This is a genomic window from Brachybacterium alimentarium (assembly GCF_002332425.1).
Lineage (GTDB): Bacteria > Actinomycetota > Actinomycetes > Actinomycetales > Dermabacteraceae > Brachybacterium > Brachybacterium alimentarium.
Window position 1 is genome coordinate 76,137 of the sequence record NZ_NRGS01000014.1, and the last position, 25,143, is coordinate 101,279.

A 25,143-nucleotide genomic window follows, 5' to 3' on the forward strand; every position below is an offset into this window, starting at 1 on the left:
CCTTTCGCAGGGGGCTGCCGCTCAGCGGCTGAGCTTCGGGGAGAAGTAGTGGCTGATCAGGCGCGCGATGATGTTCAGGATCATCACGATCACGATCAGGGTGAGGGCGGCCGCCCAGGCACGATCGATGTTCGTCGTGATCGAGCAGGCGTACACCTCCTGGTTCACGGGGTTGGTCACGGTGTCGCTCATGCAGTTCGCGCTGCCGGCGCGGTACTGCTGATTGATGAACGTGGGCAGCGTGGCCATGCGGCCGTCGAACATGTTCCAGTTCACCGAGGTCACCATGCCGACCGTGAGCAGCAGCGGGGCGGTCTCGCCGATCACCCGGGCGATCGCCAGGGTGATGCCGGTGCTCAGGCCCGCGATCGCGGTGCGCAGCACGACCTTGACGATGGTCAGCCACTTGGGCACGCCCAGTGCGTAGGCCGCCTCCCGCAGGTCCATCGGGACCAGACGCAGCATCTCCTCGCTCGAGCGCACCACCGTCGGGATCATCAGCAGCGAGAGCGCGACGGCGCCCATGATGCCCATGCGCACGCTCTGGTCGGGCATGAACGCGATGAACACGGCGAGGCCGAACAGGCCAGCGACGATCGAGGGGATGCCGGTCATGACGTCGACCAGGAAGGTGACGCCCTGGCCGAGCCGGCGCCGCCAGCCGTGGTGCGCGTATTCGACGAGGAAGATCGCGGTGAACAGGCCGACGGGGATCGAGATGATCGAGGCCCACAGGGTGATCAGCAGCGTGCCCACGGTCGCGTGGAACACGCCGCCGGCGTCGGCTCCGCCGATCACACCGGACATGTCCGCGGTCCAGAACGCGAACGGGGTGGGGGCTGCGGCGATCACGCGCACCAGGCCCTTGCCGACCACCGCCCACAGCAGCGAGAACAGCGGGAACATCGCGATCGCGAAGGCGCCGATGACCACCAGGGTCATCAGGCGGTCCATCGCCCAGCGGCGTCCCTCCCGGATCCGCGAGTAGGTGTAGCCGAACAGCAGGTGGAGCACGAAGCCCAGCAGGATCGCGCTGGGCACCGTGAGCACGTCGAAGATCGCCAGCAGGGCGATGGCGACCAGCAGGCCCGCCAGACCGGTGACCACCAGGTGGTACCAGGGCAGCCGGCGCTCCTCGCCCGGTCGCAGCAGGGAGACGTTCTCGAAGGTGGAGGGGGAACTCATGGTGGCCTCAGCTCTTGACGCCGCTGCGCGCGACGATCCAACGGGCGACGGCGTTGATCAGGAAGGTCAGCACGAACAGCACCAGACCGGTGAAGATCAGCAGGGACATCTCGGTGCCGGATGCCTCCGCCTGCTTCGAGGCGATGTTCGCCGCGATGGACTGGTGCATGCCGACCTCGAGAATCCTGAAGGAGAAGGTCGCCCCGGGGGCGAGGATCATCAGCACGGCCATGGTCTCGCCGAGCGCACGGCCCAGACCGAGCATCGAGGCGGCGACCACGCCGCTGCGCCCGAAGGGCAGCACGACGGTGCGGATGGTCTCCCAGCGGGTCGCGCCCAGGGCGAGCGCGGCTTCCTCCTGCAGGCGCGGGGTCTGCAGGAACACCTCGCGGGCCACGGCCGTGATGATCGGCAGGACCATCACCGCCAGCACGATCGCCGCGGAGGCGAGGTTGCGCATCGGCGCATGGGGCTCGCCCGCGAACAGGGCGATGACCGGGTCGCCGCCCACCCAGGGCACGAATCCGGGCCAGGTGGGCCAGGCGCCCAGGGTCTGGTTCAGGAACAGGTACAGCGGCTCCAGGCGGGGCACCAGCCACAGCCCGCCCCACAGGCCGTAGACCACGGAGGGCACGGCCGCGAGCAGGTCGATCAGGTAGCCGAGCGTTGAGGCCAGGCGTCGGGGTGCGTAGTGCGAGATGAACAGGGCGATGCCGATCGAGACCGGGATCGCGATGGCCAGGGCGATCGCCGCGGCCAGGACGGTGCCGAACACGAGCGGCAGCGTGGTCTCCAGCAGGGAGAAGCCCGATGCGGAGCCGGTCGCCTCCCTGCTCTCCATCACCGCGGGCATCGACTCGGTGGTCAGGAAGATCGCCACCAGGGCGAGGGTGACGAAGATGAGCAGTCCCGACCCGACGCTCAGGGCCGAGAACACCGAGTCGCCGAGGCGGCGGCGGGAGCTCTGCAGCGAGACGGAGGACCCTTCGTGGGTGTCCGGCGTGACCTCAGTCGTGCTCACGGGCAACCTTCCTCAGGACGGATCGATGGGGTGGGGCGGAGACGGGCGTGCCGCCGGGACGTATGCGTCCCGACAGCACGCCCGTGTGCTGAAGCGCAGGTCAGCCGACGGTGATGCCGTCGATGGCCTTCTGCGCCTCGTCCGAGAGCTCCTCGGTCAGCGGGGCGGAGCCGGCGTTGTCCGCAGCGACCTGCTGGCCCTCCTGGGAGGTGATGTAGGAGGCGTAGGCCTTCACCGCGTCGCCCTGGGCGGCGTCGGCATAGGAGCCGCACAGGACCAGGTAGGAGACGAGGACGATCGGGTACACGCCCTCTTCGGTGGTGGTGCGATCCAGGTCGAAGACGATGTCGTCGTCCTCGCGGCCCTCGGCGCGCGGGGAGACGTCCACGGCCTTGGCGGCGGCGTCGGCGCTGTACTCGACGAAGGAGTCGCCGACCTTCACCGCGGCGATGCCGAGGTTGCCTGCCTGGGAGGCGTCGGCGTAGCCGATCGTGCCGTTGCCGCCCTCGACGGTGGAGATCATGCCGGAGGTGCCGTCACCGGACTGCCCGCCCTCGATCGGCCAGGTCTCGACCGGTCCCTCGGTCCAGGCGTCGGGCGCCGTCTCGGAGAGGTACTCGGTGAAGTTCTCGGTGGTGCCCGAGTCGTCGGAGCGGTGCACCGGGACGATCGCGAGGTCGGGCAGATCGGCATCGGGGTTGTCCGCAGCGATCTTGGGGTCGTTCCAGTTCGTGATGTCGCCGGCGAAGATCCCGCCGATGACCTCGGGCGACAGGTTCAGGTCGTCGACTCCCTCGAGGTTGAAGACCACCGCGATCGGGGAGACGTACACGGGGACGTCGATGGCCTGCTCGCCATTGCACTGCTCGGTGGAGGAGGCGAGCCCCTCCTCGGTCAGGGCGGCGTCGGAGCCGGCGAACTGGACCTGGCCGCTGAGGAACTGCTCGCGGCCGGTGCCGGAGCCCGTGGGGTCGTAGGTGGCCTGCAGGTCGCCGCCCTCGGACTGGACGAGGCCCATGAAGGACTCGGTCCATGCGGTCTGCGCGTTCTGCGTGGAGGAGGCGCCGGAGCCGGCGAGGTTGCCGCTCAGCTCGGCGTAGCCACCCGAGGAGGCACCGCCGTCGGACGTTTCCCCGGAGGCGTCCGAGCTGCCGCTGCAGGCGGTCAGGGCGAGCCCGCCGACCAGGCCGAGCGCGGCGAGGGAGACGAGCGGGTTCTTGCGAACGTTCACTGCAAGTCCTTTCGGGGCCTGAGCCCAGGAAGATGAGGTGCGAGATCGTGCGGGATCCTGACGTCGCAGACGCTAAGGAGCACAGATGACGCCGCACCCGTTCTTGCATGAACTCCAGGTGAACAGCCGGTCAGGGCCCATGAACCTGCAGGTCAGAACGTAAGTACGATCAGGTCACATTATGGTCGCGGCGACCGGCGGGCGGGCGGCGGGGCGGAGGCACGGCGCCGGGGCGGTGGCACGACGGCACGACGGCACGACGGCACGACGGCACGACGGCACGACGGCATGACGGCATGACGGACCGTCGGACCGTTCCTGACGGCCCGACGGTCGTGCCGGGTGGATCAGCGGCGATGCCGCGACCGTCTCAGTACGTCGAGGAGGCCGATCCGAGCACGGCCATCAGCACGAAGAAGCCGATGTACGCCACCACCAGGAGGGTCCCGAGGATCGAGATGACGAGTCCGGCGATCGCGAAACCGCGGCCGCCCTTGCCCGTCCCGGAGGTCGGCGAGGTATCGCGCATCCCGAGGATGGACAGCACCAGGCCCACCGGGGACAGCAGCCCGGTGCACACGATCAGCGAGGCGATGCTCACGATGAATCCGGCGAGCGCCAGTCCCGACGTCGGTGCCGGCGGCAGGTACTGGCCCCCGTAGTACGACCCCTGGCTGTACACGGGCACCGGTCCGCCGGTCGGCATCGGGACCGCCGCCGTCGGACCGGTGCTCCCGCTGCTGAAGGAGCTCGAGAACTCCGGCCCGAAGTCGTCGGCCGACACAGCGTCGGCTGCGTACGGGTCCTCGCTGCTGCTCGCGGCCGCATACGGATCGGAGGCGGAGGGAGCGGAGCCGTGCGGGCCTGATCCGTAGGGCCCCGATCCGTAGGGGCCCGTGTCGTAGGTGCCGGACCCGTAGGAGCCTCCGTCGTACGTGCCCGACCCATAGGAGCCTCCGTCGTAGGTGCCCGACCCATAGGTGCCACCGCCATACGTGCCCGACCCGTAGGAGCCCCCGTCGTACGTGCCCGATCCATAGGTGCCACCGCCGTAAGTGCCGGACCCGTAGGCGCCTCCGTCGTACGTGCCGGATCCGTAGGACCCTGCCCCTGCCCCGTAGGAGTCCGATGCGTACGACCCCGCGTCGCCGCCGCCCGACCCGTAGGCACCGGAGCTGTCGGGGCCCGAGTCGTCAGGGGCTCCGAACGGGCCGTATCCATCATTCGTGCTCATGCTCGTCCCCTACGTTCTCTCGCGTGTACTGGTCGAAGCGCTCAGCCGCGCTTCGTGGAAGATTCCGATGGTGTCCCGTGATGTGTCCCGTGGCGGCGCAGAACCCGCGGTCCCGCAGCTCCGGTCTCCCCGTCCAGCCAGTCCGTCAGGCCATTCCCGTCGTCGATTCCCGCAGGGCTCGACCGCGACGGGCGCTCAGCCGCCTGGATGCTCAGTCGATGTTCGGCAGATGTCGTTCGACGGCTGCCACCTGACCTCTCGAGGTCGTGTGCAGAATGAGCGCCTCCCCCGCGGCCAGGAACGGGTTCTCGCGCGGCAGCTCGAGCGCAGCGCCCTGCTGGGACGCCTCACGCACCGCCTCGATCACCGTGGGCAGCACCGGTCGGTGGGTGCACACCACGGCCGCCTGGCCCTCGTGCAGCACCCGCTCGATCACTGCGCGGGTGCGGGAGGGATGGTCCTCGTGCCCGGCCTCGGTGAGCTCATCCTTCGTGCGGAGCGCGAGACCGCCCTCCCGGGCGAGCGGTTCGATCGTGCTCACACACCGCTTCCACGGACTGCTGACGACCCTGCTCGGGTCGAAGGCATCCAGCAGCGGGGGCAGAGCCAGGGCCTGCTTGCGGCCCTTCGAGTTCAGCGGCCGGCTCTTCTCGCCCTTGCGCCATTTCGCCCGGGACTTCGCCGCCCCGTGCCGCTGCACGATGATCGGCACGGTGCGCAGCTCGTCATCGTCCTGGAAACGGCGCAGCGCGGTCAGGCAGACCAGGTCGCCCTGCCTCGTCAGGAGCTTCTCGGCGGTGTCCAGACGCACCCAGCGCACCTCGTCGATCTCCGAGGCGTCCTCCGGTCCCGGCGCCAGCTTCGCCCGTACGGTGCCGCACCAGTAGTGGACGATCTTGCTGCGCCCATCGGGCAGTCGATAGACCGAGGCGGGCAGCGGACGGTGCAGCCGCACCCGATAGCCGGTCTCCTCGGCGACCTCGCGCACCGCGGCCTGGGGGAACGTCTCCCCCTTGTCGAGCTTCCCCTTGGGGATCGACCAGTCGTCGTAGCGGGGACGGTGCACCAGCAGCACCTCGGTGCCCTTCTTGCCCTCGCGCCAGGCGAGCGCTCCCGCCGCGAGCACGGGCGGCGACTTCCCCGGGGCGACCTGCACGATTCAGCCCTCTCCCGCGGCGCGCAGCTGGACGTCACGACCCGAGACGGTGAATCCCCAGGTCTCGTACAGGCGCAGCGCGGGCGTGTTGTCTGCCTCGACGTACAGCTCCACACCGGGAACTCCGGCCTCGTGCAGTCGCTCCAGCGCAGTGGCCAGCAGGTATCCGGCGACGCCGCGACCCTGCACCGAGGGCGCCGTGGCGACCACATAGATCTCGGCGTCCTGCGGAACCACGTTCTGGCTGTCGCGGCCGGCCGGGTTCTCGCGGCCAGCCCCGTTGTCGCGGCTGTCGCGGCCGGCCCCGTTGTCGCTGCTGTCGTCGGCATCGGCGGTCCCGACCGGGGCCTCCTGCTTCACCCAGACGAAGCCGACGAGCTCGTCGTCCACCCGGGCGACGAGCAGATCCTCGGGGTCGAACCACGGCTCGGCCATGCGCTGATCGAGGTCGGAGCGGGTGAGAGCTCCCTGCTCCGGGTGATCGGCGAAGGCGTGAGCGTTGACCTCGAGCCAGCGGTCCGCATCGCGCTCGACGTCGAAGGTGTCCAACCGCAGCCCCTCGAGCGTCGGCGCGGGCACGGTAGGCACCGGATGGGCCGCATCCAGCGGGCGATGCAGGGTCAGGAGCCGACGGGTCTCGTGCAGGCCCGCCGCGGAGAGGAATGCCATGGAGGCCTCGAGCGCGCCGTGCGCCCAGACCCCGGCGTCGGGCCGCAGCGCGAGGGCGGCGCGCAGCAGAGCCGTGCCGTGCCCGCGCCGACGGTGCTCCGGGTGCACCATGCCCTGCACGGTCCCGTCCTCCAGCACGCTGACGTAACCGGCCAGCGCGCCCTCGTCGGCCGCCTCGGCCGCCGCCCGACCGGCGTGATCGGTGCCGTTACCGAAGTCGACGGGAGACAGCAGATGCTGTGCGGTGCCTCCCACCAGCGCGAGACGTGCCGCTTCGTCCAGAGGGCTGATCCCGTCGTGGGCGGTGACCGCATCGAGCAGGTCACGGACGGCGTCATGGTGGGCGGGCGAGAGAGCGTCCGTCGTGATCATGGGGTCCTTCCGGGGCTCAAGGGAGTCGCTGAGTGTGCCCCCGACCGGCGGGCGCTCGTAGACTGCCACTGTAGCGCCCGACCGACCACGTCCGTCGGCGGCGATCAAGAGACCGGAACCGAGTGCTAGGGAGGCACGATGACCGCTCCCGAGCGCGCCCCGCTGGGCGCTGCCCTGGCGCTCCTGCTGGCCCTGGTCTCTCTCACCGGAAGCCTCTCCCCCGTCCTCATGGCGATCTGCGTGGGCGTGCTCGCCCTGCTGGTCGGCATCGCCTGGCCGTCCCTGCTCGAGCTGCCCTCCCCCCGGGGCACCGCCATCGTGATCAGCGCGGTCGGGATCGTGGGAGCCGCGCTCGCGGTCCTCACCCCCGAACGGTTCACCCCGATGTCCGGGGTGGTGATGGTGTGCGCCGTCGGAGTGTTCGCCTCCTTCGTGCAGCAGATGCTGCGGCCGGAGCGCCGCGACCTCACCGCGTCCCTGACCGGGACCGTCGCCGGAGTGTTCGTCTCGGGCACCGCCGCCTGCTGGGCCCTCGCCCAGACGGAGGCCGTCGCCACAGGACGATCCGCTGTGATCGCCGCGCTCGCCCTGGGACTGGCGACGACCCTGCTGCTCAACGCCACCCCCCTCCCCTTCTGGGTGCGCCTGGCGCTGTCCTTCGCCGCCGGTACCGCGGTGACGGCGGTGCTCGCGATCGCGCTGGCCGGGGTCGCCCTGCCCTTCGCGATCGCCGTGGGCGTGCTCGTCGCGGTCGGGTCCACCTGCGCGCAGCTGCTGGTGGGCTCCTCACTGGTCGCCAAGGAGCCGCTGCCCTCCCTCGCAGTGGGCGCGGTGCCCGTGGCCACCGTGGGCGTGGTCGCCCACCTCGCCGCGCTCCTGATCCCCTGAACCGCTGTTCCCCTGAACCGCTGGCGCCCTGGTCGCCAGCTCCGTGCGCCTGCTCCAGCACTCCTCCGTGCCTGTGATCCGCCGGTCCCGCGCCTTCCTCGCACAGCGCGGCGGCGCGATAGACTCGGGGACATGTCTGCGCTCTCCCTCGTCTTCATCGCCCTCGTGGTCCTCGTGGGCCTCGGCACCCTGGCCTTCGCCCTCCTCGTGCTCACGCGCCTGTTCTCCAGCTGATCGGCCCCGGGACTCCCATGCCCATCTCGCTGGACACCTCACTGCCCGAGTCGCTGTACCCGCTGGCCTGGCTGATCGGCACCTGGTCCGGCGAAGGCGCCGTCCAACGGCCCGGGGACGACGAGGCCCCTGATCGACGGATCGAACAGCAGCTGGTCTGCACCGCACAGGACGATGGCACCCTCGCCTGGCGCTCCACGATCCACGAGGTCGACGAAGCCGCTCCCCTGCCTCCCACCAGCGTCTTCGCGCGGGATGACGACTCGACGCCCGCTCCTGCGGGAACCGGCGAGCGCACCCTGCTGATGCGTGAGGACGGCATCTGGACCGTCGGCGATCCGCTGCCGGGCCAGGACATCGCCGCGGCCCGCGCCGCGAAGCCCGGCGACCCCGCCGCCTTCCTGTCGCACTCCCTGCAGGCGCAGTTCACCCGCCAGGACGGCAGCGAGGAGACCTGGGCCGGTGAGGTCCGCGGGCCTCGCGTCCAGCTCGCCCACTCCGCTCCCGGCCGACGTGAGGTGACTGCAACCCGCATGTTCGGGTACATCAGCGGCCGCCTCATGTGGCTGTGGGAGCAGCGTCTGCCCACCACCGAGGGAGCCGAGAGCACCGCATCGGATGCTCCGACCATGGCTCCCTACCTTTCTCTGGAGCTCAACCGTGCTTGACCCCTCGCGGGACATCCATCCGCTGCTGCGCACAGGCGCCGTGCTCGGGGACGGCCCCGACGCCGCCGTGCCCGCCCACTACGGCGCCCCGCTGCGCGAGCAGCGCCGACTGCTGAACCATCGCGCGGTCGTGGACCTCGGCCAGTTCGAGGTGCTCGAGGTGAGCGGCGCCGACGCCCGCACCTGGCTGACCACCACCACCTCCCAGGTGCTGGCCGGCACCCCGGTCGGCTCCTCCTCCAGCCTCGCCGTGCTCTCCCCGACGGGCCGCGTCGAGCACCTGGCCTCCGCGGTGATCAGCGCCGAGGACGCCGTGCTGCTGGTGCTGGACGCCGACTGCCGCGCCGGCCTGCGGAAGTACCTCGAGATGATGCGCTTCGCGGCGCGCGTCGAGCTGACCGACCGCGACGACCTGCGAGTGGTCGGCGCGCTCGCCCCTGCCTCCGAGGTGCTCCCCGAGCTGGGGCTGCCGGAGCCGGCGGCCGTCTGGTCCGAGCCCTGGCCGCAGGTCGCACCGGGCGGCATCGCCTACGGTCCCGACCCGGAGGATCCGGTGGGTGCGGTGCTCACCGTGCTGGACGCCGCCGCGCTCGCCGACCTGCCGTGGAAGCCAGAGCACCTGGCCGGGATGACGTCCTGGGAAGCGCTGCGCATCGCCGACCACCGCGCCCGCGCGCGACGCGAGGTCGACGAGCGTTCGATCCCCCACGAGCTCGACCTGCTGCGCACCACCGTGCACACCACCAAGGGCTGCTATCGCGGCCAGGAGACCGTTGCGAAGGTGCTGAACCTCGGCCAGCCGCCGCGCCGCCTGGTCATGCTCCACCTGGACGGCTCCCAGGACATCCCCGTCGCCCCCGGCGGGGAAGTGCGACTGGAGAACAGCGACGGCAAGGTCGTCGGCACCGTCACCTCCGCGGCGCTGCACGCCGACCTGGGCCCGATCGCCCTCGCCGTGGTGCGGCGCGCGGTCCCGCTGGACGCCGGCCTGTCGGTCCAGGTGCTCATGAGCTCGTCCGACGGCGAGACCACGGCCTCGTGGATCGATGCGAGCCAGGAGCCGATCGTGCTCCCGCGCGAGCACGGCGCACGCCCCGCCACCGCGAGGCTCTGAGCGCACCGGACCCCGCCACTTCCTCCCCCGCACGTCGGGCGTCGGGCGTCGGGCGTCCGGCGTCCGGCGTCGGGCAAGTGTCGTCGGCGGGGACGCCGGCGCCGCCCGCACGGCGGGCGCGCCGGTACCGCTCTCAGGGCGGACGACGTCGGGCGTCCGGGGCGGACGGTGCCGCTGTCCGGCGCAGCCGGCGTCGTCGGCGGGCACGCCGGTGTGGCCGACGCCTCCGGGGTCAAGGATCCGCCACATCATGTGCACGCCGTCCCCACGGCTCCCACCCGCATCGGTGACACGGACCTGGAAGAATGGCGATCATGAGTGCACAGGGCGACCAGGAGGACTGGACCCGACACCGCCAGGAGGTGTTCGAGGCCAAGGAGCAGGCGCTGCACGCCGCGCGCCAGGCGGAGCACGAGAAGGCGACCACGATGATCCGGGAGGCGATCACGCGCTTCCGTGAGGCCGGGATCGCGCCGGTCCCCCTCCGGGCGAAGCCGTACGCCGGCCCCGGCACGATACGCACTGCGCTGGAGGGCTGGTACCTGAAGAAGGACCGCACCCTCGCGGTGGACACCGAGGGTCGCTACTACGTGATGCGGGTCGACGGCGGCCTGCGCTCACGCCTCCAGGGAGCCACTCCGGAGCCGAGACCCGCACCGCTGGTGGTGGGTCGCGGCGCCCGCGACGGAGACTCCTTCGACCTGCCCGAGCTGCTGCAGATGCGGCTCGAGGATCCGGTGCGCCCATGAGTCCCGCCGCCCCCTCGCCTCGCCGCAGGAAGCTGGAGAACGCCCGCGCGGCCGTCGCGGACTGGTTCACCACCGGGCTGTCCCGCGGGCGCCACGACGTGCTCACGGTGAGCCGCGCCGCGGTCGCCGCCGGCTGCGCCTACATGCTCAGCAGCCTGCTGTGGGGCCATGAGTTCCCGTTCTTCTCCTCGATCGTCGCGTTCGTGATCATCGGATTCGGCATCGAGAAGAAGATGCGCAAGATCGTCGAGATGGCGTCGGGCGTCATGTTCGGGGTGCTGCTGGGCGAGATCGCCAGACAGCTGCTCGGCTCGGGCACCTGGCAGATCCTCGTGGTCGTGTTCTGCGCGGGGATGCTCGCCCGCTTCATCGACAAGTCGAACCTGTTCGGATTCCAGACCACGATCCAGTCCCTGCTGGTCATGATCATGCCGATGACCCCCGGGATGACTCCCGGCGGGCGCGTGCTCGATGCGGTCACCGGTGTGGTGGTCGCGATCATCGTCCACCTGCTGCTGTCCGGGGATCCGCGGCGCCTGCAGAGCGAGGCCGCGATCTCCTTCTACCGGGAGCTGGAGAACACCCTGGTCTCGCTCGCCCTGGCCGCCCGCAGCGGCGATCGCGACGTGGCCCAGGCGGCGCTCGTGTCCGTCCGGGACACGTCCCAGAAGTACACCGACGAGTGGAAGCTCGCCAACGATGTCGCCAACGAGATGGCGACCTTCGCTCCATCCGGTCTGCGCCACGCGGGCGACGTGGGCCGGCTCGAGCACCTGCTGATCGGCTCGGACCGGGCGATGCGCAACATGCGCGTGATCGCGCGGCGCGAGACGGAGTTCCTCGACGCCGTGCACGGCGACGCCCACTCCACCCTCGCCGACGCCCTGCTCGCCGCCCGCGATGCCGTCACCGAGCTGAGCGCCGCCGTCACCCACGATGCCGTCGACTTCACCGAGGCGCGACGGAAGCTTCGGCTGTACTCGTCCTATCTGACCCCGGAGATGCTGCTGCGCAACGACGAGGGCGTCCGACCCGGCCGAGCCGGTCATTTCGAGGGCGTCACGCTCGCCATCCAGCTGCGCTCCCTCGCGATCGACCTGCTGCAGGCCACAGGACTCACCTCCGTGGAGGCCAAGCAGTTCCTGCCCAGCCTGGTGGTCGTCGCCGACGGCGATGCGATCGGCCCGCGCCCCATGACCCAGGAGATGCGTGCCCTCGAACCGCCCGCGACCACGGAGGCGATCGAGCTATTGATCACCGATCGCTCCGATCCGACCCGCCGACGCTGACCGCGCCCGGGAGCCGTCCAGGCGCTCCCCGTATCCTGTCCCGATGATCGCTGCCATCCAGATGTGGATCTTCCTCGTGCTCTCGCTGGCCCTGCTCGCCGTCGAGATCTGGGCCTTCGTGAACGCACTGCGCTTCCGCGCGGACGCCTATGTCGCGGCCAGCAAGCGCACGAAGGTGTTCTGGTGCGTGCTGACCGGTGTGGCGATGCTGCTCGGCTTCCTCTCGCTGCCCTACCCCATCGGCCGGGGCGGCTCCTCGATGCTGTTCATGCTCGCGGGCGTGATCATCTCGGGCATCTTCCTCGCCGACGTGCTCCCCGCGCTCAAGCGCGTCATGGGCCGCGCCGCGGGCAACCGCTGGTGACTCGTCGTCACTCGTGATGGTCGGCGGTTACTCGCGGCGGTTCGACGGCCACTCGCGATAGTCGGCGGCCACTCGTGGCGGTCGGCGGTCACGCGCGGTGGTCGGCGGTCTCGCGCGGCGGTCGGCGGTCACGCGCGGCGGTTCGACCTCCTGCATTGCGGCTCAGCCATTGCGGCTCCGCATCGACCGGCATAGCATCCAGAAATGATCACCTCGGTGGCCTCCGCGATCCTCTATGTCAGCGACCAGGACTCAGCTCTGGAGTTCTACCGCGACGTCCTGGGCTTCGACGTCGTGATGGACGCCGAGATGGAGGAGGATTCGCGATGGCTGGAGGTCAGGCCGTCCGGCGCTCGGACATCCCTCGTCCTGGCTGCCGCCGCAGCGTTCGGGAAGCAGCCCGGTGAGGGCGCGTACCTCACCTTCGCCGCCGATGACGTCGCAGCGACTGTCGAGCAACTGCGCGCGCGAGGTGCGAGGACGTCCGAGGTGACGCGCGAGCCCTGGGGGACGTACGCGACGGTCGATGCCCCCGATGGGCACAAGCTCCAGTTCAATGAGCGGCCGCAGAACTGACGGGTTCCCCCAGAGCTGACGGGTACCCGCAACACTGACAGGTTCCGTGCCCCACGGCTCCGATGAGCGGGTCGAGACGATCGGGGCTGTGTCGCCGACACGTTCCCACGCCCCCAGCAGGGCGCCGCGTCTCCCGCGGACCGCCAAGTCTCCGGCGGGCTCCCACGGCGCCAGCGAGCTCCCGTGTCACCGGCAAGCTTTCGCGTCTCCGGCAAGCTCCCGTGTCACCGGCGGGCCAATGGTGAGGTGCACTGGCGATATAACCCGTGCACATCACCAGCGGCCCATCGGCGACGCGACCACCACCCCGAATGCCCACCCGGCCCACGCCCACGCCGACACCAACGCCGGACCCGACCCAGGGACGACGGGCCCAGCGACGACGGGCCAGGAACGACGGGCCCGGGAACGACAGGCCAGGGACCACGGGCCAGGACCGACGCCCCCGAAAACGACGGGCCCGAAAACGGCGGACCAGGAACGACGGAACCCCGGAGCCGAAGCTCCGGGGTTCCGTGTCGTAATGGGCCTGCCTAACGGCAGATCAGCTCGCGACTGCTCACACGTGGGTGCCGGCCGAGCGGAGGTTCTCCGCTGCCTCGACCAGGCGTGCGGCCAGTCCGGCCTCGGCCTTCTTGCCCCAGGCGCGGGGGTCGTAGGCCTTCTTGTTGCCGACCTCGCCGTCGATCTTCATGACGCCGTCGTAGTTTTCGAACATGTGCGAGACGACCGGGCGGGTGAAGGCGTACTGGGTGTCGGTGTCGATGTTCATCTTGATGACACCGTTGTCGACCGCAGTCTGGATCTCCTCGATGGAAGAACCGGAGCCGCCGTGCATGACGAGGTCGAACGGCATGTCCTTGCCGTATTCCGCGCCGACGGCCTTCTGGATGTCCAGCAGGATCGACGGGGTCAGCTTGACGTTGCCCGGCTTGTACACGCCGTGCACGTTGCCGAAGGTCAGAGCGGTCAGGTAACGGCCGCGCTCGCCCAGGCCGAGCTTGGCGGCCGTCTTCAGGCCGTCCTCGGGGGTCGAGAAGAGCTTGTCGTTGGAGACGTCGGCCTGCACGCCGTCCTCTTCGCCACCGACGACGCCGACCTCGATCTCGAGGATCTTCTTGGCCTCGACGGACTTCTCCAGCAGACGCTCGGCGATCTCGAGGTTCTCGTCGACCGGCACGGCGGAGCCGTCCCACATGTGCGACTGGAAGAGCGGGTTCAGGCCCTTCTTCACGCGGTTCTCGAGGTCCCACTCGATGAGGGGCTCGACCCAGGTGGGCAGAACCTCCTTGGCGCAGTGGTCGGTGTGGAGCGCGACGTTGATCGGGTAGTTCTTGGCCACCGCGTGCACGAACTCGGCGAGCGCGAGCGAACCGGCGACACGGTCCTTGACCGTGGAGCCGGAGAGGTACTCGGCACCGCCGAAGGACACCTGGATGATGCCGTCGGTGTTCGCATCGCTGAAGCCCTGCAGGGCGGCGATGGCGGTCTGGGAGCTCGAGACGTTGACCGCCGGGTAGGCGAACTTGCCCGCCTTCGCGCGGTCGATCATCTCTGCGTACTGATCCGGGGTTGCGACTGCCATGAGGCATTCTCCTTCGCTGAAGAGAGTCTGAGACGACCGGCAGTGCGGAAACACGGCGCAGGGTCGTTCGATCCCTCTCATTGTTCCACAGTGCGCCTGACTGCCCCGGGTCGAAGGTCCTACGCGGACAACCCGCCCTGGGCGGCGCTCAGCGCAGGGGGCCGTCGGGGATCTCGGCGTGCTGCAGGATCCAGCTGTGCATGGCGATCGCGGCGGCTGCGGCCACGTTGATCGAGCGGGTGGATCCGAACTGCGTGATGCCCACGACGAGGTCCGCCGCCGCGAGGATCTCGGCGCTCACACCCGGCCCTTCCTGCCCCACGACCAGCAGTGCATTGCGCGGCAGGGTCGTGTGCTCGAGCGGCATCGCACCGGGGACGAGGTCGATCGCGACGATCGGGCGGGACTGCTCGCGGGCCCAGGCGATGAGGTCTGCGGCGTCGGGGTGGTGGATCTCGTGCTGGTAGCGGTCGGTGACCATCGCCCCGCGACGGTTCCAGCGGCGCCGGCCGACGATGTGGAAGGCGCCCACCCCGAAGGCGTTCGCCGTGCGCACCACCGAGCCGATGTTCGCGTCGTGCTCGAGGTTCTCGATGGCGACGTGCAGATCATGGCGGTGCGCATCGAGCTCGGTGACGATCGCTTCGCGCCGCCAGTAGCGGAAACGGTCCTCGACGTTGCGGCGGTCCCCGTGCTGCAGCAGCTCCGGATCCCAGTGCTCTCCCTCCGGCCAGGGCAGAGGATGCGGGCCGACGCCGACAGCGCGCTCGGGGGCCTCGGACGTCACGAGTTTCTCGGAGGTCTCAGGGATCTTGGAGGTCTTGGAGGTCTTGGAGGTCTCCGACGTATCTGGGATCTCGTTCGTGCGCGAGGGGTCGGCGGCCGACGGGGTCATCGGGAGAGCTCGGTTCCGTGGCCGGTGCCGTCCGCCAGATCGCCCTGTTCCTGCGTCCGCTCCTGCTCCTGCGCCTGCTCCTGTTCCTGCGCCCATTCCTGCTCCTGCTCTTGCTCTTGCTCTTGCTCTTGCTCGAGCAGCACCTCATCGGGGTCCGGCAGGCCGAGTCGGCGCCGGGCGACCTCGCGGCGGATCAGCTGGACCAGGAAGACCAGCGCCACGAGCGCGATGATCGCGTAGACGACGTTCGAGAAGAGACCGGTGTACGGCTCGATGACGGTCCAGTTGCTCCCCAGGGAGTAGCCGATGGTCAGGAAGATCGCGTTCCAGATCGCGCTGCCGGCGGCGGTGAGCAGGCTGAAGCTCCACAGCGGCATCGCGTACAGACCCGCCGGGATGGAGATCAGGGATCGCACGCCGGGCACCATGCGCCCGAAGAAGATCGCCTTGTTCCCGTGCTTGTCCATGAACGCGACGGTCTTGTCGTAGTCCGTCACGTGCAGCAGCGGCAGCGTGAGGAAGATGGTCCGCAGCCGCACCGGGCCCAGCAGGCGCCCCAGTCCGTACAGCAGCCAGGCCCCGAGCAGGGAGCCTGCGACCGACGCCAGGAGCATCGCCGCATAGCTGTGCTGCGGGCCCGCCGCCGCCACTCCCGCGAGCGGCAGGACCACCTCGGAGGGGATCGGCGGGAACACGTTCTCGAGGAAGATCAGCAGGGCGAGGCCGAGGGCGCCCATGGCGTCCATCGCGCTGACCGCCCAGTCGACGATGTTCATGCAGGTCTCCTCAGTGCTCGGTCCGGCCGCCGGCGGCTGGGATGTGATGGTGGGCCGGTCCTGCGGGGAGGGCTCCGCACCGGTCGATCCGTCGATGGCCGGTGCCGTCCCGTCCTGGTCCGAGGCAGCGGCCTGCCCTGCTCATATCGTAGAGGGGCGGCGGCATCCTGCCGCTCCTGCGCCAGCGAGTGCGCAGGACCTTCACGAACGCCATTCAGCCTGCTCACGTGGATCTCTCGGTCTACTCTGTCGCTATGACCTTCACCCCGAGTGCGGAGATCCGCTCCGGCAACGTCGCCCGCGCGGGCGGTGCCGGCGGAGGTCGAGGTCCGGGCGGATTCCGGCCCGGTGGTGGGCTGAAGCTCGGGGGCGGCGGCGGATGCCTCCTGCTGGTGGTCCTGCTGATCCTCACGTTCACCGGGGTGATCGATCCGGCGACCTTCCTGGGCGGGACCGATGAGAACGGCCCGGCCGCCGAGGGCGGTGCGCTCGAGGAGTGCCAGACGGGGGCGGACGCCGACGAGCGCGATGAGTGCCTGGTCCAGGCGACGGTCGAATCCGCGGACTCGCTGTGGGCACGGCTCGGCCCCGAGTCGGGCATCGACTTCGTCGAGCCCCAGGGGCGGGTGTTCGACGACTCGGTGCAGACCGGCTGCGGTGGGGCCACGGCCGACATCGGCCCGTTCTACTGCCCGGCCGACGCGACCCTCTACGTCGACGTGTCGTTCTTCGATTCGCTGTCCACGCAGTACGGGGCCGACGGCGGCCAGCTCGCCAAGATGTATGTGGTGGCTCATGAGTACGGCCACCACATCCAATACCTGTCCGGCACGATGCAGAGCGCGGACCGCTCCCAGACCGGCCCGCAGTCCGACGGGGTGCGCATCGAGCTGCAGGCCGACTGCTACGCGGGGGTGTGGGCCAGCCATGCGTCGTCCACCACGGACGATCAGGGGCAGACGATGCTGTCGCCGCTGTCCGAGCAGGACATCGACTCGGCGCTGTCCGCGGCGAGCGCGGTGGGTGATGACCACATCCAGGGCGCGGTCGCCGGTGGTGAGGTGCGGCCGGAGACCTGGACGCACGGCTCCTCCGAGCAGCGTCGCGCCTGGTTCACGACCGGCTACGAGCGGGGGACCGTGGAGTCCTGCGACACCTTCTCCGTCGAACGGGTCTGACCCGGCCCGTCGGAGGTCGCGCGGGCCCGCGTCGAATCAGCGCGCGCCGAACGACTCTCGTCGCGTCATCCGGCGCCGAACGACTCTCGTCGCGTCAGCGCGCACCGAACGGCTCTCGTCGAGAGGGCGGGCGCCGAACGGCTCTCGTCGGGACAGCGGGCGCCGAGCGATTCCGCGCCGAGTCTGCGGGGGCCGAACGGACCCCGACACACCCGTCGGCCGCGCGTCGTCTCAGATCTCGAGCTCGGAGAGGTCGTAGGCGGAGAGGTAGCGGTAACCGGCGGCCTCGACGGCCTCGCGGGAGGCGTCCGAACGGTGCACGATCACGGCGACCGCTGCGATCTCGGCACCGGCCTCGGTGAGGGCTTCGCAGGCGGTCAGCACGCTGCCGCCCGTGGTCGAGGTGTCCTCGACGGCGATCACGCGACGACCGGTGACGTCCGGCCCCTCGATCCGCCGCTGCAGGCCATGCGCCTTGTTGGCCTTGCGCACCACGAAGGCGTCGAGCGGGTCGATCGCCTCGTCGGCCGCGGAGGCGTGCAGGATCGAGGTGGCGACCGGGTCGGCGCCGAGGGTGAGCCCGCCGACGGCTTCGACGCCGGGCACGAGGCCCTCGCGCTGCAGCAGGTCGAGCATCACGCGGCCGACGAGCGGTGCGGCCTCGTGGTGGAGGGTGATGCGGCGCAGGTCGACGTAATGATCGGCCTCGGCGCCCGAGGAGAGCACGACGTGGCCGCGCACGACGGCGAGGTCACGGATCAGCTCACGCAAGCGCTCACGGGCGGCGTCGATCGGGGCGGGCAGGGCGGGGCCGGTGCTGGTCTCGGGCATGCCGCCAGGGTAATGGACCTCGCCGCCCCGGCGTCGTCCGCGCCGGACCGTGGAGCCGCCGGGGGCTGACGAGGAGAAGCCCGGCTGGCGCTCCGAGCAGCGGTGGCAGGCGGGTCGCCGCCCCGAGCAGCGGTAGCAGACAGGTCGCCGCCCCGAGCAGCGGTAGCAGACAGGTCGCCGCTCCGAGCAGTCGGGAAGCAGCCGGGCTGACGCTCCGGGTCGCCACGCAGCTGCCGGAACTACTCGCCCTCGCGCTGCCAGGGAGCGCGGAGGTTGCGCCTCGAGGCCCGGCGTCGGGAGCGCAGCACGGCGCGCTGCTGCATGCGGTGGTACCAGTTCGGCGAGGTCAGCGCCCGCACCATCGACCGCGGCGCGATCCGGGAGAACTCGCCTGCGGTCCGATACTTCACCGAGGGGATCGACAGCACGTTCCCCTTGGCGGTGTCCTTGAGCGCCTGCTCCACGACGAACGGCGCCTTCAGCCAGGTGATCCGCGGCAGACCGTCCATCGTCATGGCCGCCCGCTCATGGAACTCGGTCTGCACGAAGCCCGGGAGCAGAGCGGTGGCCGTGACGCCGGTGCCCTTGAGCTCCATGGCCAGCGCCTCCGTGAACACCGTGACCCAGCTCTTGGAGGCCGCATAGGGTCCCGCCGTGGTATAGCCGGCCAGGGAGCTCACGTTGAGGATGGCCCCGCGCCGACGCTGCACCATGGTGCGCGCCGCCGCATGGGACAGCACCAGGACAGCCTTCATGAGGGTGTCCATCTGCATCTCGTGGTCCTCGATGCCCACCTCGAGGAAGCCGCCGCGCAGTCCGTAGCCCGCGTTGTTGACCAGCAGGTCCACGCGATCCACCGGGTCGGTGAGCCGGACGGCGACCTTCTCCAGCAGCTCACGGTCCGAGAGGTCCACCGCGAGCACCTCGACGTCGACGTCGTGGACGTCCCGGATCTGCTCGGAGACGGCGCGCAGCCTGTCCTCATCCCGTGAGACCAGCACGAGATCATGCCCGGTGCCTGCCAACTGCCAGGCGAACTCCAGGCCCAACCCTGAGGTCGATCCGGTGACGAGTGCGCGCGCCATGAGCTGAGTTTACGACTCTTCGTGGCCACTCATGACCATCTACGAAGGTCGGCGCTCCCCCGTAGGATCGTCGGCATGCGCATCGCCACCTGGAACATCAATTCTCTGCGAGCACGAATGGATCGCGTGCTCGCCTTCCTGGAGCGTCACGACGTCGACGTGCTGGCTCTGCAGGAGACCAAGGCCAAACCCGAGCAGCTGGACCTCACCGCTCTGCAGGAGGCCGGATACGAGGTCAGCGCGCACGGGCTGAATCAGTGGAACGGCGTCGCGCTGATCTCGCGCGTGGGCCTGAGCGACGTGCGCACCGAGCTGCCCGACGTGCCCAGCTGGCCCGAGGACGAAACGGGCGTGGTCGAGGCCCGTGCCCTCAGCGGTGTCGTCGGCGACGGTCTGCGGATCTGGTCGCTGTACGTGCCCAACGGCCGCGAGCTCGAGCACCCTCACTACGCCTACAAGCTGCGCTGGCTGGAGGCCCTGCGGGCCGAGGCCTCCCGCACGCTCTCCGAGGATCCGGCCGCGCGCGCCGTGCTCGTGGGCGACTTCAACGTCGCCCCGCTGGACGAGGACGTCTGGGACATGAGCTTCTTCGAGGGCAAGACCCACGTCACCGAGCCCGAGCGCGCCGCGTTCCGGGCCGTGGTCGATGCCGGCTACGCCGACGTGGTGCGCCCCGATCACGAGGGTCCGGGCGTGTACACCTACTGGGACTACCAGGCGCTGCGCTTCCCGAAGAAGGAAGGCATGCGCATCGACTTCGTGCTCGGCTCCCCCGCCGTGCAGAGCGCCGTCAGCGGATCGTTCATCGATCGCGAGGAGCGCAAGGGTAAGGGCGCCTCGGATCACGCGCCCGTGGTGGTCGACCTGGAGTTCTGAGGCCGACGCCGACCCGGGGTTCCGAGGCCGACGGGGCGGCAGGTCCGGAGAGCCTGGGTCCTGCGGCCCTGCGGCCCGGCGCACGAGGCGCGGCCGACAAGCCGGCCCGGTGGGCGAATGTGCCCGGTCGACAAACCGGCTCGGTCGACAAACCGGCCCGTGAGCGAATCGGCCCGGTCGACGCATGGCGCGAACATCGGCCCGCACAGAATGGAGCGGCGTCGCAGTGACTGCGGCGCCGCTCCGGACGAGCCTTGGCATCGGTATCAGGCGTGCACGGTGAGTGGCTGCGGTGGCGCTTTCGACGCCTCACAGCCGGTCCGTTGCGGGGACCAGTCGCACGTGGGTTCCGGTGCCGGTATTCGTCGTTGTCCACGTCACATTACGCCGGACCGGAGCGGTTAGCAAGCCCTCTGCGCGCGGCACCTCTCCTCCCCAGAGGGCGGTTGTCCACCGCCGCGCCTCCCGCCCGGTGAGCAACCGTCCGGCACGGCAACGATGGCCGCATGACCAGCACAACCATGCGTCCACGCGGCAGCGCACCGCACGGCTCGAGCTCCCCGGGGGACGCCCTCGCGGCCGCGCCCGCCCTCCTGTCGTCGGCCGGTCCGCGGCGCCGCCCCGCGCGGTTCCCCGGCCCTTCCGCCGCGCCTCCGACAACGGCCGACGGGCCTCTCCTGGTGCGCTGGGCGGGTGCGGATGAGGGGCTGCGCGAGCTGGTCCGCGACCACGCCGGCGCGCTGGGGATGGAGCTGTCCGAGAGCCCTTCCGAGGGGACGACCGTCTGCCTCGTGGTGGACGCTGCCGCGCTCGAGCATCAGGAGCGCGCAGTGCGCACCGGGCGTCTCCCGCTACTCGTGGTCACCGCCTCGCCAGAGGTTCCGCAGGAGGTCTGGGAGAGGGCCCTCGCCGTCGGCGCCCAGGCCGTTGTTCCGCTGCCCGCGGGATCGGACGGCTTCCTCTCGCACCTGGCCGAGTTCTCCCGTCCGCGCGCCGCCTCCCGGATCCTCGGGGTGGTCGGCGGCTGCGGCGGCGCGGGCACCTCGAGCTTCGCGGCACGCCTGGCCGCCGCGGCGCTCACTCACGGGTCGACGGTGCTGATCGATGCCGATCCGTTGGGCGGCGGCCTGGACCTCCTGATCGAGGCGCCCGAAGCCGCCGGGATCGGTTGGGCGGATGTCTCGGGCCTCGGTCCCGATGATGGAGAGGCCCTGCACGACGGCCTTCCGGCGGTGGACGACGTGCGCCTGCTGGCGGCGACGAATCACGTGGGCCCGGCCCCGGAGCCCCTGGCCAGAGTGCTGACGGCGCTGCGTCCGCTCGGCAGCACCGTCGTGGTGGATCTGGCCGACGGGCTCGTTCCCGACTGCGCCGAGCATCTCGACCAGCTGCTCCTGGTGGTTCCCGCCTCCGATCATGCGGTCCGGGCGACGGCACGCCGCCTGCGCAGCTGGCAGCTGCCCGACGCCATCGCTCAGGTGGTCGTGCGACGGCGCGGTCCGCTCACTCCCGCCGAGGTGTCCCAGGACCTCGGCCTCCCCCTCGCGGCCTCCTTCCGGGACGGCCCCGCCGCGGCGGTCCCCCTGTTGGACGTGAGGCGCCGTGGCGCGGATCGTTCGGCACGGCGGCTGATGGCGCACCTGCACCAGGAGCAGGCGGCATGAGCGACGACTGCGCCCGCACCCCGGCCCAGGGGATCGCTGCCGGGACCCTCGACGAGAACCTGGCCTCCCTCGTGGAGCTGGTGCGCGAGGACCTCGTGCGCTCCCCGGGCACCATCGACGTCCCCCGCATCACTCGCGCGCTGCGCCGGCAGGGCAGGGTGCTCGGCGCCGCTGCGACCCTCGAGCTGACCGCGCGCATTCGCGACCACGTCGAGGGGCTCGGGCCCCTCCAGGACCTGATGGCCCCCGGCGTGACGGACCTGCTGGTCAACGACGACGGGAGCGTCTGGGTCGACGACGCCGACGGGTTGCACCCGACGCCCGTGCACCTCTCCCCCAGCCAGGCCCGCGACCTGGCCGTGCGGCTGGCGACCTCCGGTGGCCGGCGGTTGGATGACGCGGTGCCCTGGGCCGACGCCCACCTTCCCTCGGGTCTGCGCTTCCATGCCGTCCTCCCGCCGCTCTCCCCCGGAGGCGCGATCCTCTCCCTGCGCCTGCCCGGTGGGGTGCGCCTGGATCTCGACGCCCTCCAGTCTCTCGGCGCCTTCACGGCGGCCACCCGGACGGTGCTGCACGCGATCATCGGCTCCCGGCTGCCGTTCCTGGTCACCGGTGGCACGGGGACCGGGAAGTCCACCCTGCTGGCCGCGATGCTCCGGGAGGTCCCCCACCATGAGCGGATCGTCGTGGTCGAGGACGTCCTCGAGCTCGCCGTGGACCATCCGCACACGGTGCATCTGCAGTCCCGGCATGCCAACAGCGAGGGCGCAGGTGCCGTGGACCTCACCGCTCTGGTGCGCCAGAGCCTGCGCATGCGCCCGGACCGAATCGTGCTCGGCGAGTGCCGCGGCGGTGAGATCCGGGAGCTGCTCCAGGCCCTGAACACCGGACACGAAGGTGGCTGCGGCACCGTCCATGCGAATACCGCAGGCGACGTCCCGGCGCGGCTCGAGGCTCTCGGGGCGCTCGGCGGGCTCGACCGCGGCGCACTGGCGGCCCAGGTGAGCAGCGCCCTGGAGGTGGTGGTCCACCTCGGACGACGGGAGGGACGGCGCACCGTCGAGGAGATCGCCCTGCTGCACCGGGACCGCGAGGGCATGCTGCGGGCCTCGACCGCGCTGCGCGCGACAGCCGAGGGGCTCCAGGAGGGGCCCGCCGCCGCACAGCTCGCCGCCCGCCTGGGTGAGAGCTCACAGGCCCCCGTCGCCCCCGGTCGGAGAGCGGCATGATCTCCGTCGCGATCCTGCTGGCCGCGCTGATGGCGGTCTTCTGGGTCTGTGCGCCGCCGCTCCTGACGAGCAGGCCCGGCCCGGCCGCCAGGGCGGCACGCCGTGCCAGCGCCGGACGGCTCGAGGTCGCGCGGATGGTCGAGCAGCTGGCCACCGTGATCAGCTCCGGCGCCGGGGTGCGGCAGGCCTGGGCCGCTGTGGCCCATTCGATGCCCGAGGGCGAGCTGGCCGAGATGGCCCGCGCCGCCGCGGCCGGCGCGGATCCGCGTCGCGCCGCCTCCGGCTCGCTCGCCCGCAGCGAGACGATCGGCTCGCTGGGCGCAGCGCTCAGCGTCTGCGAGCGCACCGGCGCTCCGACCGCCGGGATGCTGCAGAGCCTCGCCGATGCCCTGCGGGATCTCCACGACGCCGCACAGGCACGACGCAGCGCCTTCACCGGCCCCCGATCGACCGCCAAGATCCTCCTGGTGCTCCCGCTCGCCGGGTTGGGGCTCGGGGTCCTCCTGGGCGGAGACCCGCTGCGGCTGCTGGTCAGCTCGCCGTCGGGCCACCTGCTCGGCGCCCTCGGGATCGCTCTGACCGGTCTGGGCTGGTGGTGGATGCAGCGCCTGATCCATCGGGCCGATCCGCCGGAGACAGGACGGGTGGATCCATCGGTGGTGCTCGAGCTGATCGCAGGGGCTCTCGACTCCGGGCTGCCGCTGGCCCGGTCGGTCGGCTCCGTCGCGCTCGCGCTGCCCTCGGGTCCGGACGAGGAGACCCTCGGTCGGCTCGCGGGAGCGCTCGACGCCGGGCTCCCCGCCGTGCTCGCCACCGCGGAACTGCCCAGCGAGTTCACCGCGCTGGGGCAGTCTGCGGTGCTCGCGGAATCCGCGGGGGCGGACCTCGCCCGGGTGCTGCGGTCCGCCGCGCGGGATGCTCGCCGGGGCCGGGCCCGCGACGCGGAGGTGCGCGCCGCGCAGCTGGCCGTACGGCTGGTGCTGCCCACCGGCGTCGCGCTGCTGCCCGCTTTCGTGGTGCTCGGGATCATCCCCACCGTGATCTCCCTGCTCGGCGGCACCTTCGCCCTGACCGCGTCAGGAGCAGCGCTGTGAGCGCCTCCCGTGTGCAGCGTCCCCGCGCCCCGCCAGAGCTCCTCAGCGATCGCCAGAACTCGCACGAACTTCCCTCCACTTCCCACCGATCTCCGGGCTCGAGCCCGGGGCGCAGGCCCCTTCCCGGGCCGACGCCAGGCGGCTGCGGCTGCCACCCGGGGCGACAGCCGTCGTCCCTCCCGAGCGGCTCCCACCGCTCACCCAGGGCGGCCTCGGCCGCCCCGACGAGAAGGAGAGAACCATGTCCGCCACGAAGAGCCGGATGCACCGCGCCCTCGATCGCGTGCTGCGCGACGAGACCGGGGCATCCACCGCCGAGTACGCCATCACCGTGCTCGCCGCCTGCGGTTTCGCCGCCGTCCTGGTCGCCCTGCTGGCGTCCGGGGAGGTGCGCTCGCTGCTGATGGGCATCATCACCTCAGCCCTGTCGATGGGGTCGTGATGCCGCGGTCCGCCCGGTCGTCCCGCCTGCGGGACGACCGGGGGTCCGCCACGGCGGAGACGGCGATCGTGCTGCCCGTGGTGGTGCTGATGGTGGTCGTCATCCTCCTCACCGGAGCCGGGCTCGGCGCCCAGCTGCGACTGGAATCCGCTGCCCGCGGAGCGGCCCGCGAACTGGCTCGGGGCGAGGAGTCCGGAGCCGCGACGGAGACGGCGCAGCGGATCGCCGGGGACGGCGCCCGGGTCGAGGTCTCCGGCAGCGGAATCTGGGTGCGGGTCGAGGTCAGCCGCGCCCTGGAGGCCCCGAGCGGATGGCTCGCCGGCGCTCGCTGGGAGCTGAGCGCCGATGCCGAGGCCCGGCGTGAACCGCACCTGGTCGACAGCGGTGCCCCGTGAGCACGGGAGCGGCGAGCGTGCTGGCCTGGACCGGAGCCGCGACCGCAGTGGTCGCGGGCCTCGCGCTGCTGGGGACAGGAGTGCTCGCACAGTCGCGCGCCGGCACGGCCGCAGATCTCTCCTCGCTCGCCGGGGCCGATGCTCTCGCGGCGGCGAACGGGCAGCCCTGCGTGATCGCCGCCGAGGCCGCCGAGAGGAACGGGGCCCGACTGACCAGCTGCGAGCAGCGCGAATGGGACGTCCTGGTGCAGGTCCAGGTCGAGGCGGACCCGCTGCCTGCGATGACCGCCAGGGCCCGCGCCGGTCCCGGCCCCTCCCAGGGCCCCGGTGACCTGCCGTGACG

26 protein-coding genes are annotated in these 25,143 nt (G+C 71.1%); 15 read left to right on the forward strand and 11 right to left on the reverse strand.

Features of this window, described 5'->3' with window-relative positions; all coding sequences use genetic code 11:
• Positions 1 to 21 precede the first annotated feature (21 nt).
• The 6 genes from pstA to mshD form a co-directional block, all read right to left on the reverse strand.
• Entirely contained in the window at positions 22 to 1,185 is a 1,164-nt protein-coding gene (gene pstA / locus CIK71_RS09530; RefSeq protein WP_096165241.1) for a phosphate ABC transporter permease PstA, read from the reverse strand.
• Between the two features lie 7 nt (positions 1,186 to 1,192).
• Positions 1,193 to 2,206 carry a phosphate ABC transporter permease subunit PstC gene (gene pstC / locus CIK71_RS09535; protein WP_096165242.1) on the reverse strand — a complete coding sequence of 338 codons (1,014 nt, stop codon included), beginning with the start codon at positions 2,204 to 2,206 and terminating at the stop codon, positions 1,193 to 1,195.
• A 100-nt stretch (positions 2,207 to 2,306) separates the two neighbouring features.
• The gene (gene pstS, locus CIK71_RS09540) at positions 2,307 to 3,437 is read right to left on the reverse strand and encodes a phosphate ABC transporter substrate-binding protein PstS (RefSeq protein WP_096165244.1); all 1,131 of its coding nucleotides are present in this window, start codon (positions 3,435 to 3,437) and stop codon (positions 2,307 to 2,309) included.
• A gap of 370 nt (positions 3,438 to 3,807) precedes the next feature.
• Entirely contained in the window at positions 3,808 to 4,671 is an 864-nt protein-coding gene (locus CIK71_RS09545) for a DUF4190 domain-containing protein (RefSeq protein ID WP_096165246.1), read from the reverse strand.
• Between the two features lie 211 nt (positions 4,672 to 4,882).
• The gene (locus CIK71_RS09550) at positions 4,883 to 5,827 is read right to left on the reverse strand and encodes an NUDIX hydrolase (protein ID WP_096165247.1); all 945 of its coding nucleotides are present in this window, start codon (positions 5,825 to 5,827) and stop codon (positions 4,883 to 4,885) included.
• 3 nt (positions 5,828 to 5,830) lie between these two features.
• The gene (gene mshD, locus CIK71_RS09555; RefSeq protein WP_096165249.1) at positions 5,831 to 6,868 is read right to left on the reverse strand and encodes a mycothiol synthase; all 1,038 of its coding nucleotides are present in this window, start codon (positions 6,866 to 6,868) and stop codon (positions 5,831 to 5,833) included.
• Positions 6,869 to 7,006: 138 nt separating this feature from the next.
• Here mshD and CIK71_RS09560 point away from each other — a divergent pair, with 138 nt between their 5' ends.
• The 7 genes from CIK71_RS09560 to CIK71_RS09595 all read left to right on the forward strand — a co-directional run bounded on the left by CIK71_RS09560 (position 7,007) and on the right by CIK71_RS09595 (position 12,750).
• On the forward strand, positions 7,007 to 7,756 hold the full coding sequence (locus CIK71_RS09560; protein ID WP_096165250.1) for a hypothetical protein: 750 nt from the start codon (positions 7,007 to 7,009) through the stop codon (positions 7,754 to 7,756).
• Between the two features lie 251 nt (positions 7,757 to 8,007).
• The gene (locus CIK71_RS09570) at positions 8,008 to 8,658 is read left to right on the forward strand and encodes a heme-binding beta-barrel domain-containing protein (RefSeq protein ID WP_096165253.1); all 651 of its coding nucleotides are present in this window, start codon (positions 8,008 to 8,010) and stop codon (positions 8,656 to 8,658) included.
• Entirely contained in the window at positions 8,651 to 9,772 is a 1,122-nt protein-coding gene (gene ygfZ / locus CIK71_RS09575) for a CAF17-like 4Fe-4S cluster assembly/insertion protein YgfZ (protein WP_245857443.1), read from the forward strand. Before CIK71_RS09570 ends, ygfZ begins: the two co-directional genes overlap by 8 nt.
• 314 nt (positions 9,773 to 10,086) lie before the next feature.
• Positions 10,087 to 10,521 (forward strand): hypothetical protein, encoded by a 435-nt coding sequence (locus CIK71_RS09580; protein WP_096165410.1) that lies wholly within the window; start codon positions 10,087 to 10,089, stop codon positions 10,519 to 10,521.
• Positions 10,518 to 11,810 (forward strand): FUSC family protein, encoded by a 1,293-nt coding sequence (locus CIK71_RS09585; protein WP_096165257.1) that lies wholly within the window; start codon positions 10,518 to 10,520, stop codon positions 11,808 to 11,810. Before CIK71_RS09580 ends, CIK71_RS09585 begins: the two co-directional genes overlap by 4 nt.
• Before the next feature lie 43 nt (positions 11,811 to 11,853).
• Positions 11,854 to 12,174, forward strand: coding sequence for a DUF2516 family protein (locus CIK71_RS09590; protein ID WP_096165261.1), 321 nt, complete (start codon positions 11,854 to 11,856; stop codon positions 12,172 to 12,174).
• Between the two features lie 204 nt (positions 12,175 to 12,378).
• The gene (locus CIK71_RS09595; RefSeq protein ID WP_096165263.1) at positions 12,379 to 12,750 is read left to right on the forward strand and encodes a VOC family protein; all 372 of its coding nucleotides are present in this window, start codon (positions 12,379 to 12,381) and stop codon (positions 12,748 to 12,750) included.
• Positions 12,751 to 13,309: 559 nt separating this feature from the next.
• On the opposite strand, the gene fbaA is transcribed toward CIK71_RS09595, so the two are convergent.
• The 3 genes from fbaA to CIK71_RS09610 all read right to left on the reverse strand — a co-directional run bounded on the left by fbaA (position 13,310) and on the right by CIK71_RS09610 (position 16,006).
• Positions 13,310 to 14,335 (reverse strand): class II fructose-bisphosphate aldolase, encoded by a 1,026-nt coding sequence (gene fbaA, locus CIK71_RS09600; RefSeq protein ID WP_096165264.1) that lies wholly within the window; start codon positions 14,333 to 14,335, stop codon positions 13,310 to 13,312.
• 148 nt (positions 14,336 to 14,483) lie between these two features.
• Positions 14,484 to 15,230 (reverse strand): TrmH family RNA methyltransferase, encoded by a 747-nt coding sequence (locus CIK71_RS09605; RefSeq protein ID WP_096165266.1) that lies wholly within the window; start codon positions 15,228 to 15,230, stop codon positions 14,484 to 14,486.
• Positions 15,227 to 16,006: a DedA family protein gene (locus tag CIK71_RS09610; protein WP_096165268.1), complete on the reverse strand. Its 780-nt coding sequence runs from the start codon at positions 16,004 to 16,006 to the stop codon at positions 15,227 to 15,229. The genes CIK71_RS09605 and CIK71_RS09610 overlap by 4 nt, the downstream gene beginning before the upstream one ends.
• 254 nt (positions 16,007 to 16,260) lie before the next feature.
• Here CIK71_RS09610 and ypfJ point away from each other — a divergent pair, with 254 nt between their 5' ends.
• A complete protein-coding gene (gene ypfJ / locus CIK71_RS09615) occupies positions 16,261 to 17,184 on the forward strand; it encodes a KPN_02809 family neutral zinc metallopeptidase (RefSeq protein ID WP_096165270.1) in 924 nt (307 codons plus the stop codon).
• Between the two features lie 231 nt (positions 17,185 to 17,415).
• On the opposite strand, the gene CIK71_RS09620 is transcribed toward ypfJ, so the two are convergent.
• The gene (locus tag CIK71_RS09620; RefSeq protein ID WP_096165271.1) at positions 17,416 to 18,015 is read right to left on the reverse strand and encodes an orotate phosphoribosyltransferase; all 600 of its coding nucleotides are present in this window, start codon (positions 18,013 to 18,015) and stop codon (positions 17,416 to 17,418) included.
• 239 nt (positions 18,016 to 18,254) lie between these two features.
• Positions 18,255 to 19,100 carry an SDR family NAD(P)-dependent oxidoreductase gene (locus tag CIK71_RS09625; protein WP_096165273.1) on the reverse strand — a complete coding sequence of 282 codons (846 nt, stop codon included), beginning with the start codon at positions 19,098 to 19,100 and terminating at the stop codon, positions 18,255 to 18,257.
• 75 nt (positions 19,101 to 19,175) lie between these two features.
• On the opposite strand from CIK71_RS09625, the gene CIK71_RS09630 reads away from it, so the two are divergent.
• From CIK71_RS09630 to CIK71_RS09660, 7 genes are all read left to right on the forward strand, one after another.
• Positions 19,176 to 19,976: an exodeoxyribonuclease III gene (locus CIK71_RS09630; RefSeq protein ID WP_096165275.1), complete on the forward strand. Its 801-nt coding sequence runs from the start codon at positions 19,176 to 19,178 to the stop codon at positions 19,974 to 19,976.
• 506 nt (positions 19,977 to 20,482) lie between these two features.
• On the forward strand, positions 20,483 to 21,640 hold the full coding sequence (gene ssd, locus CIK71_RS09635) for a septum site-determining protein Ssd (RefSeq protein ID WP_141393711.1): 1,158 nt from the start codon (positions 20,483 to 20,485) through the stop codon (positions 21,638 to 21,640).
• Complete coding sequence (locus tag CIK71_RS09640) at positions 21,637 to 22,869, forward strand: TadA family conjugal transfer-associated ATPase (protein WP_096165278.1); 1,233 nt, start codon at positions 21,637 to 21,639, stop codon at positions 22,867 to 22,869. The genes ssd and CIK71_RS09640 overlap by 4 nt, the downstream gene beginning before the upstream one ends.
• On the forward strand, positions 22,866 to 23,963 hold the full coding sequence (locus CIK71_RS09645; protein WP_096165279.1) for a type II secretion system F family protein: 1,098 nt from the start codon (positions 22,866 to 22,868) through the stop codon (positions 23,961 to 23,963). Before CIK71_RS09640 ends, CIK71_RS09645 begins: the two co-directional genes overlap by 4 nt.
• A gap of 241 nt (positions 23,964 to 24,204) precedes the next feature.
• On the forward strand, positions 24,205 to 24,405 hold the full coding sequence (locus CIK71_RS09650) for a DUF4244 domain-containing protein (RefSeq protein ID WP_096165281.1): 201 nt from the start codon (positions 24,205 to 24,207) through the stop codon (positions 24,403 to 24,405).
• Entirely contained in the window at positions 24,405 to 24,800 is a 396-nt protein-coding gene (locus CIK71_RS09655) for a TadE family type IV pilus minor pilin (protein ID WP_096165282.1), read from the forward strand. Before CIK71_RS09650 ends, CIK71_RS09655 begins: the two co-directional genes overlap by 1 nt.
• A complete protein-coding gene (locus CIK71_RS09660) occupies positions 24,797 to 25,141 on the forward strand; it encodes an Rv3654c family TadE-like protein (RefSeq protein WP_096165285.1) in 345 nt (114 codons plus the stop codon). The genes CIK71_RS09655 and CIK71_RS09660 overlap by 4 nt, the downstream gene beginning before the upstream one ends.
• Positions 25,142 to 25,143 lie beyond the last annotated feature (2 nt).

Excerpts from the sequence above, each read along its gene's own strand:
- CIK71_RS09645 (WP_096165279.1), top strand. The coding sequence starts at position 22,866 with ATGATCTCCGTCGCGATCCTGCTGGCCGCGCTGATGGCGGTCTTCTGG.
- CIK71_RS09580 (WP_096165410.1), top strand. The coding sequence starts at position 10,087 with ATGAGTGCACAGGGCGACCAGGAGGACTGGACCCGACACCGCCAGGAG.
- CIK71_RS09590 (WP_096165261.1), top strand. The coding sequence starts at position 11,854 with ATGATCGCTGCCATCCAGATGTGGATCTTCCTCGTGCTCTCGCTGGCC.
- CIK71_RS09570 (WP_096165253.1), top strand. The coding sequence starts at position 8,008 with ATGCCCATCTCGCTGGACACCTCACTGCCCGAGTCGCTGTACCCGCTG.
- mshD (WP_096165249.1), bottom strand. The coding sequence starts at position 6,868 with ATGATCACGACGGACGCTCTCTCGCCCGCCCACCATGACGCCGTCCGT.
- CIK71_RS09605 (WP_096165266.1), bottom strand. The coding sequence starts at position 15,230 with ATGACCCCGTCGGCCGCCGACCCCTCGCGCACGAACGAGATCCCAGAT.
- CIK71_RS09595 (WP_096165263.1), top strand. The coding sequence starts at position 12,379 with ATGATCACCTCGGTGGCCTCCGCGATCCTCTATGTCAGCGACCAGGAC.
- CIK71_RS09650 (WP_096165281.1), top strand. The coding sequence starts at position 24,205 with ATGTCCGCCACGAAGAGCCGGATGCACCGCGCCCTCGATCGCGTGCTG.
- CIK71_RS09585 (WP_096165257.1), top strand. The coding sequence starts at position 10,518 with ATGAGTCCCGCCGCCCCCTCGCCTCGCCGCAGGAAGCTGGAGAACGCC.
- ypfJ (WP_096165270.1), top strand. The coding sequence starts at position 16,261 with ATGACCTTCACCCCGAGTGCGGAGATCCGCTCCGGCAACGTCGCCCGC.
- fbaA (WP_096165264.1), bottom strand. The coding sequence starts at position 14,335 with ATGGCAGTCGCAACCCCGGATCAGTACGCAGAGATGATCGACCGCGCG.
- CIK71_RS09640 (WP_096165278.1), top strand. The coding sequence starts at position 21,637 with ATGAGCGACGACTGCGCCCGCACCCCGGCCCAGGGGATCGCTGCCGGG.
- CIK71_RS09630 (WP_096165275.1), top strand. The coding sequence starts at position 19,176 with ATGCGCATCGCCACCTGGAACATCAATTCTCTGCGAGCACGAATGGAT.
- CIK71_RS09620 (WP_096165271.1), bottom strand. The coding sequence starts at position 18,015 with ATGCCCGAGACCAGCACCGGCCCCGCCCTGCCCGCCCCGATCGACGCC.
- CIK71_RS09655 (WP_096165282.1), top strand. The coding sequence starts at position 24,405 with ATGCCGCGGTCCGCCCGGTCGTCCCGCCTGCGGGACGACCGGGGGTCC.
- pstA (WP_096165241.1), bottom strand. The coding sequence starts at position 1,185 with ATGAGTTCCCCCTCCACCTTCGAGAACGTCTCCCTGCTGCGACCGGGC.
- CIK71_RS09610 (WP_096165268.1), bottom strand. The coding sequence starts at position 16,006 with ATGAACATCGTCGACTGGGCGGTCAGCGCGATGGACGCCATGGGCGCC.
- CIK71_RS09560 (WP_096165250.1), top strand. The coding sequence starts at position 7,007 with ATGACCGCTCCCGAGCGCGCCCCGCTGGGCGCTGCCCTGGCGCTCCTG.
- ssd (WP_141393711.1), top strand. The coding sequence starts at position 20,483 with ATGACCAGCACAACCATGCGTCCACGCGGCAGCGCACCGCACGGCTCG.
- CIK71_RS09545 (WP_096165246.1), bottom strand. The coding sequence starts at position 4,671 with ATGAGCACGAATGATGGATACGGCCCGTTCGGAGCCCCTGACGACTCG.
- CIK71_RS09625 (WP_096165273.1), bottom strand. The coding sequence starts at position 19,100 with ATGGCGCGCGCACTCGTCACCGGATCGACCTCAGGGTTGGGCCTGGAG.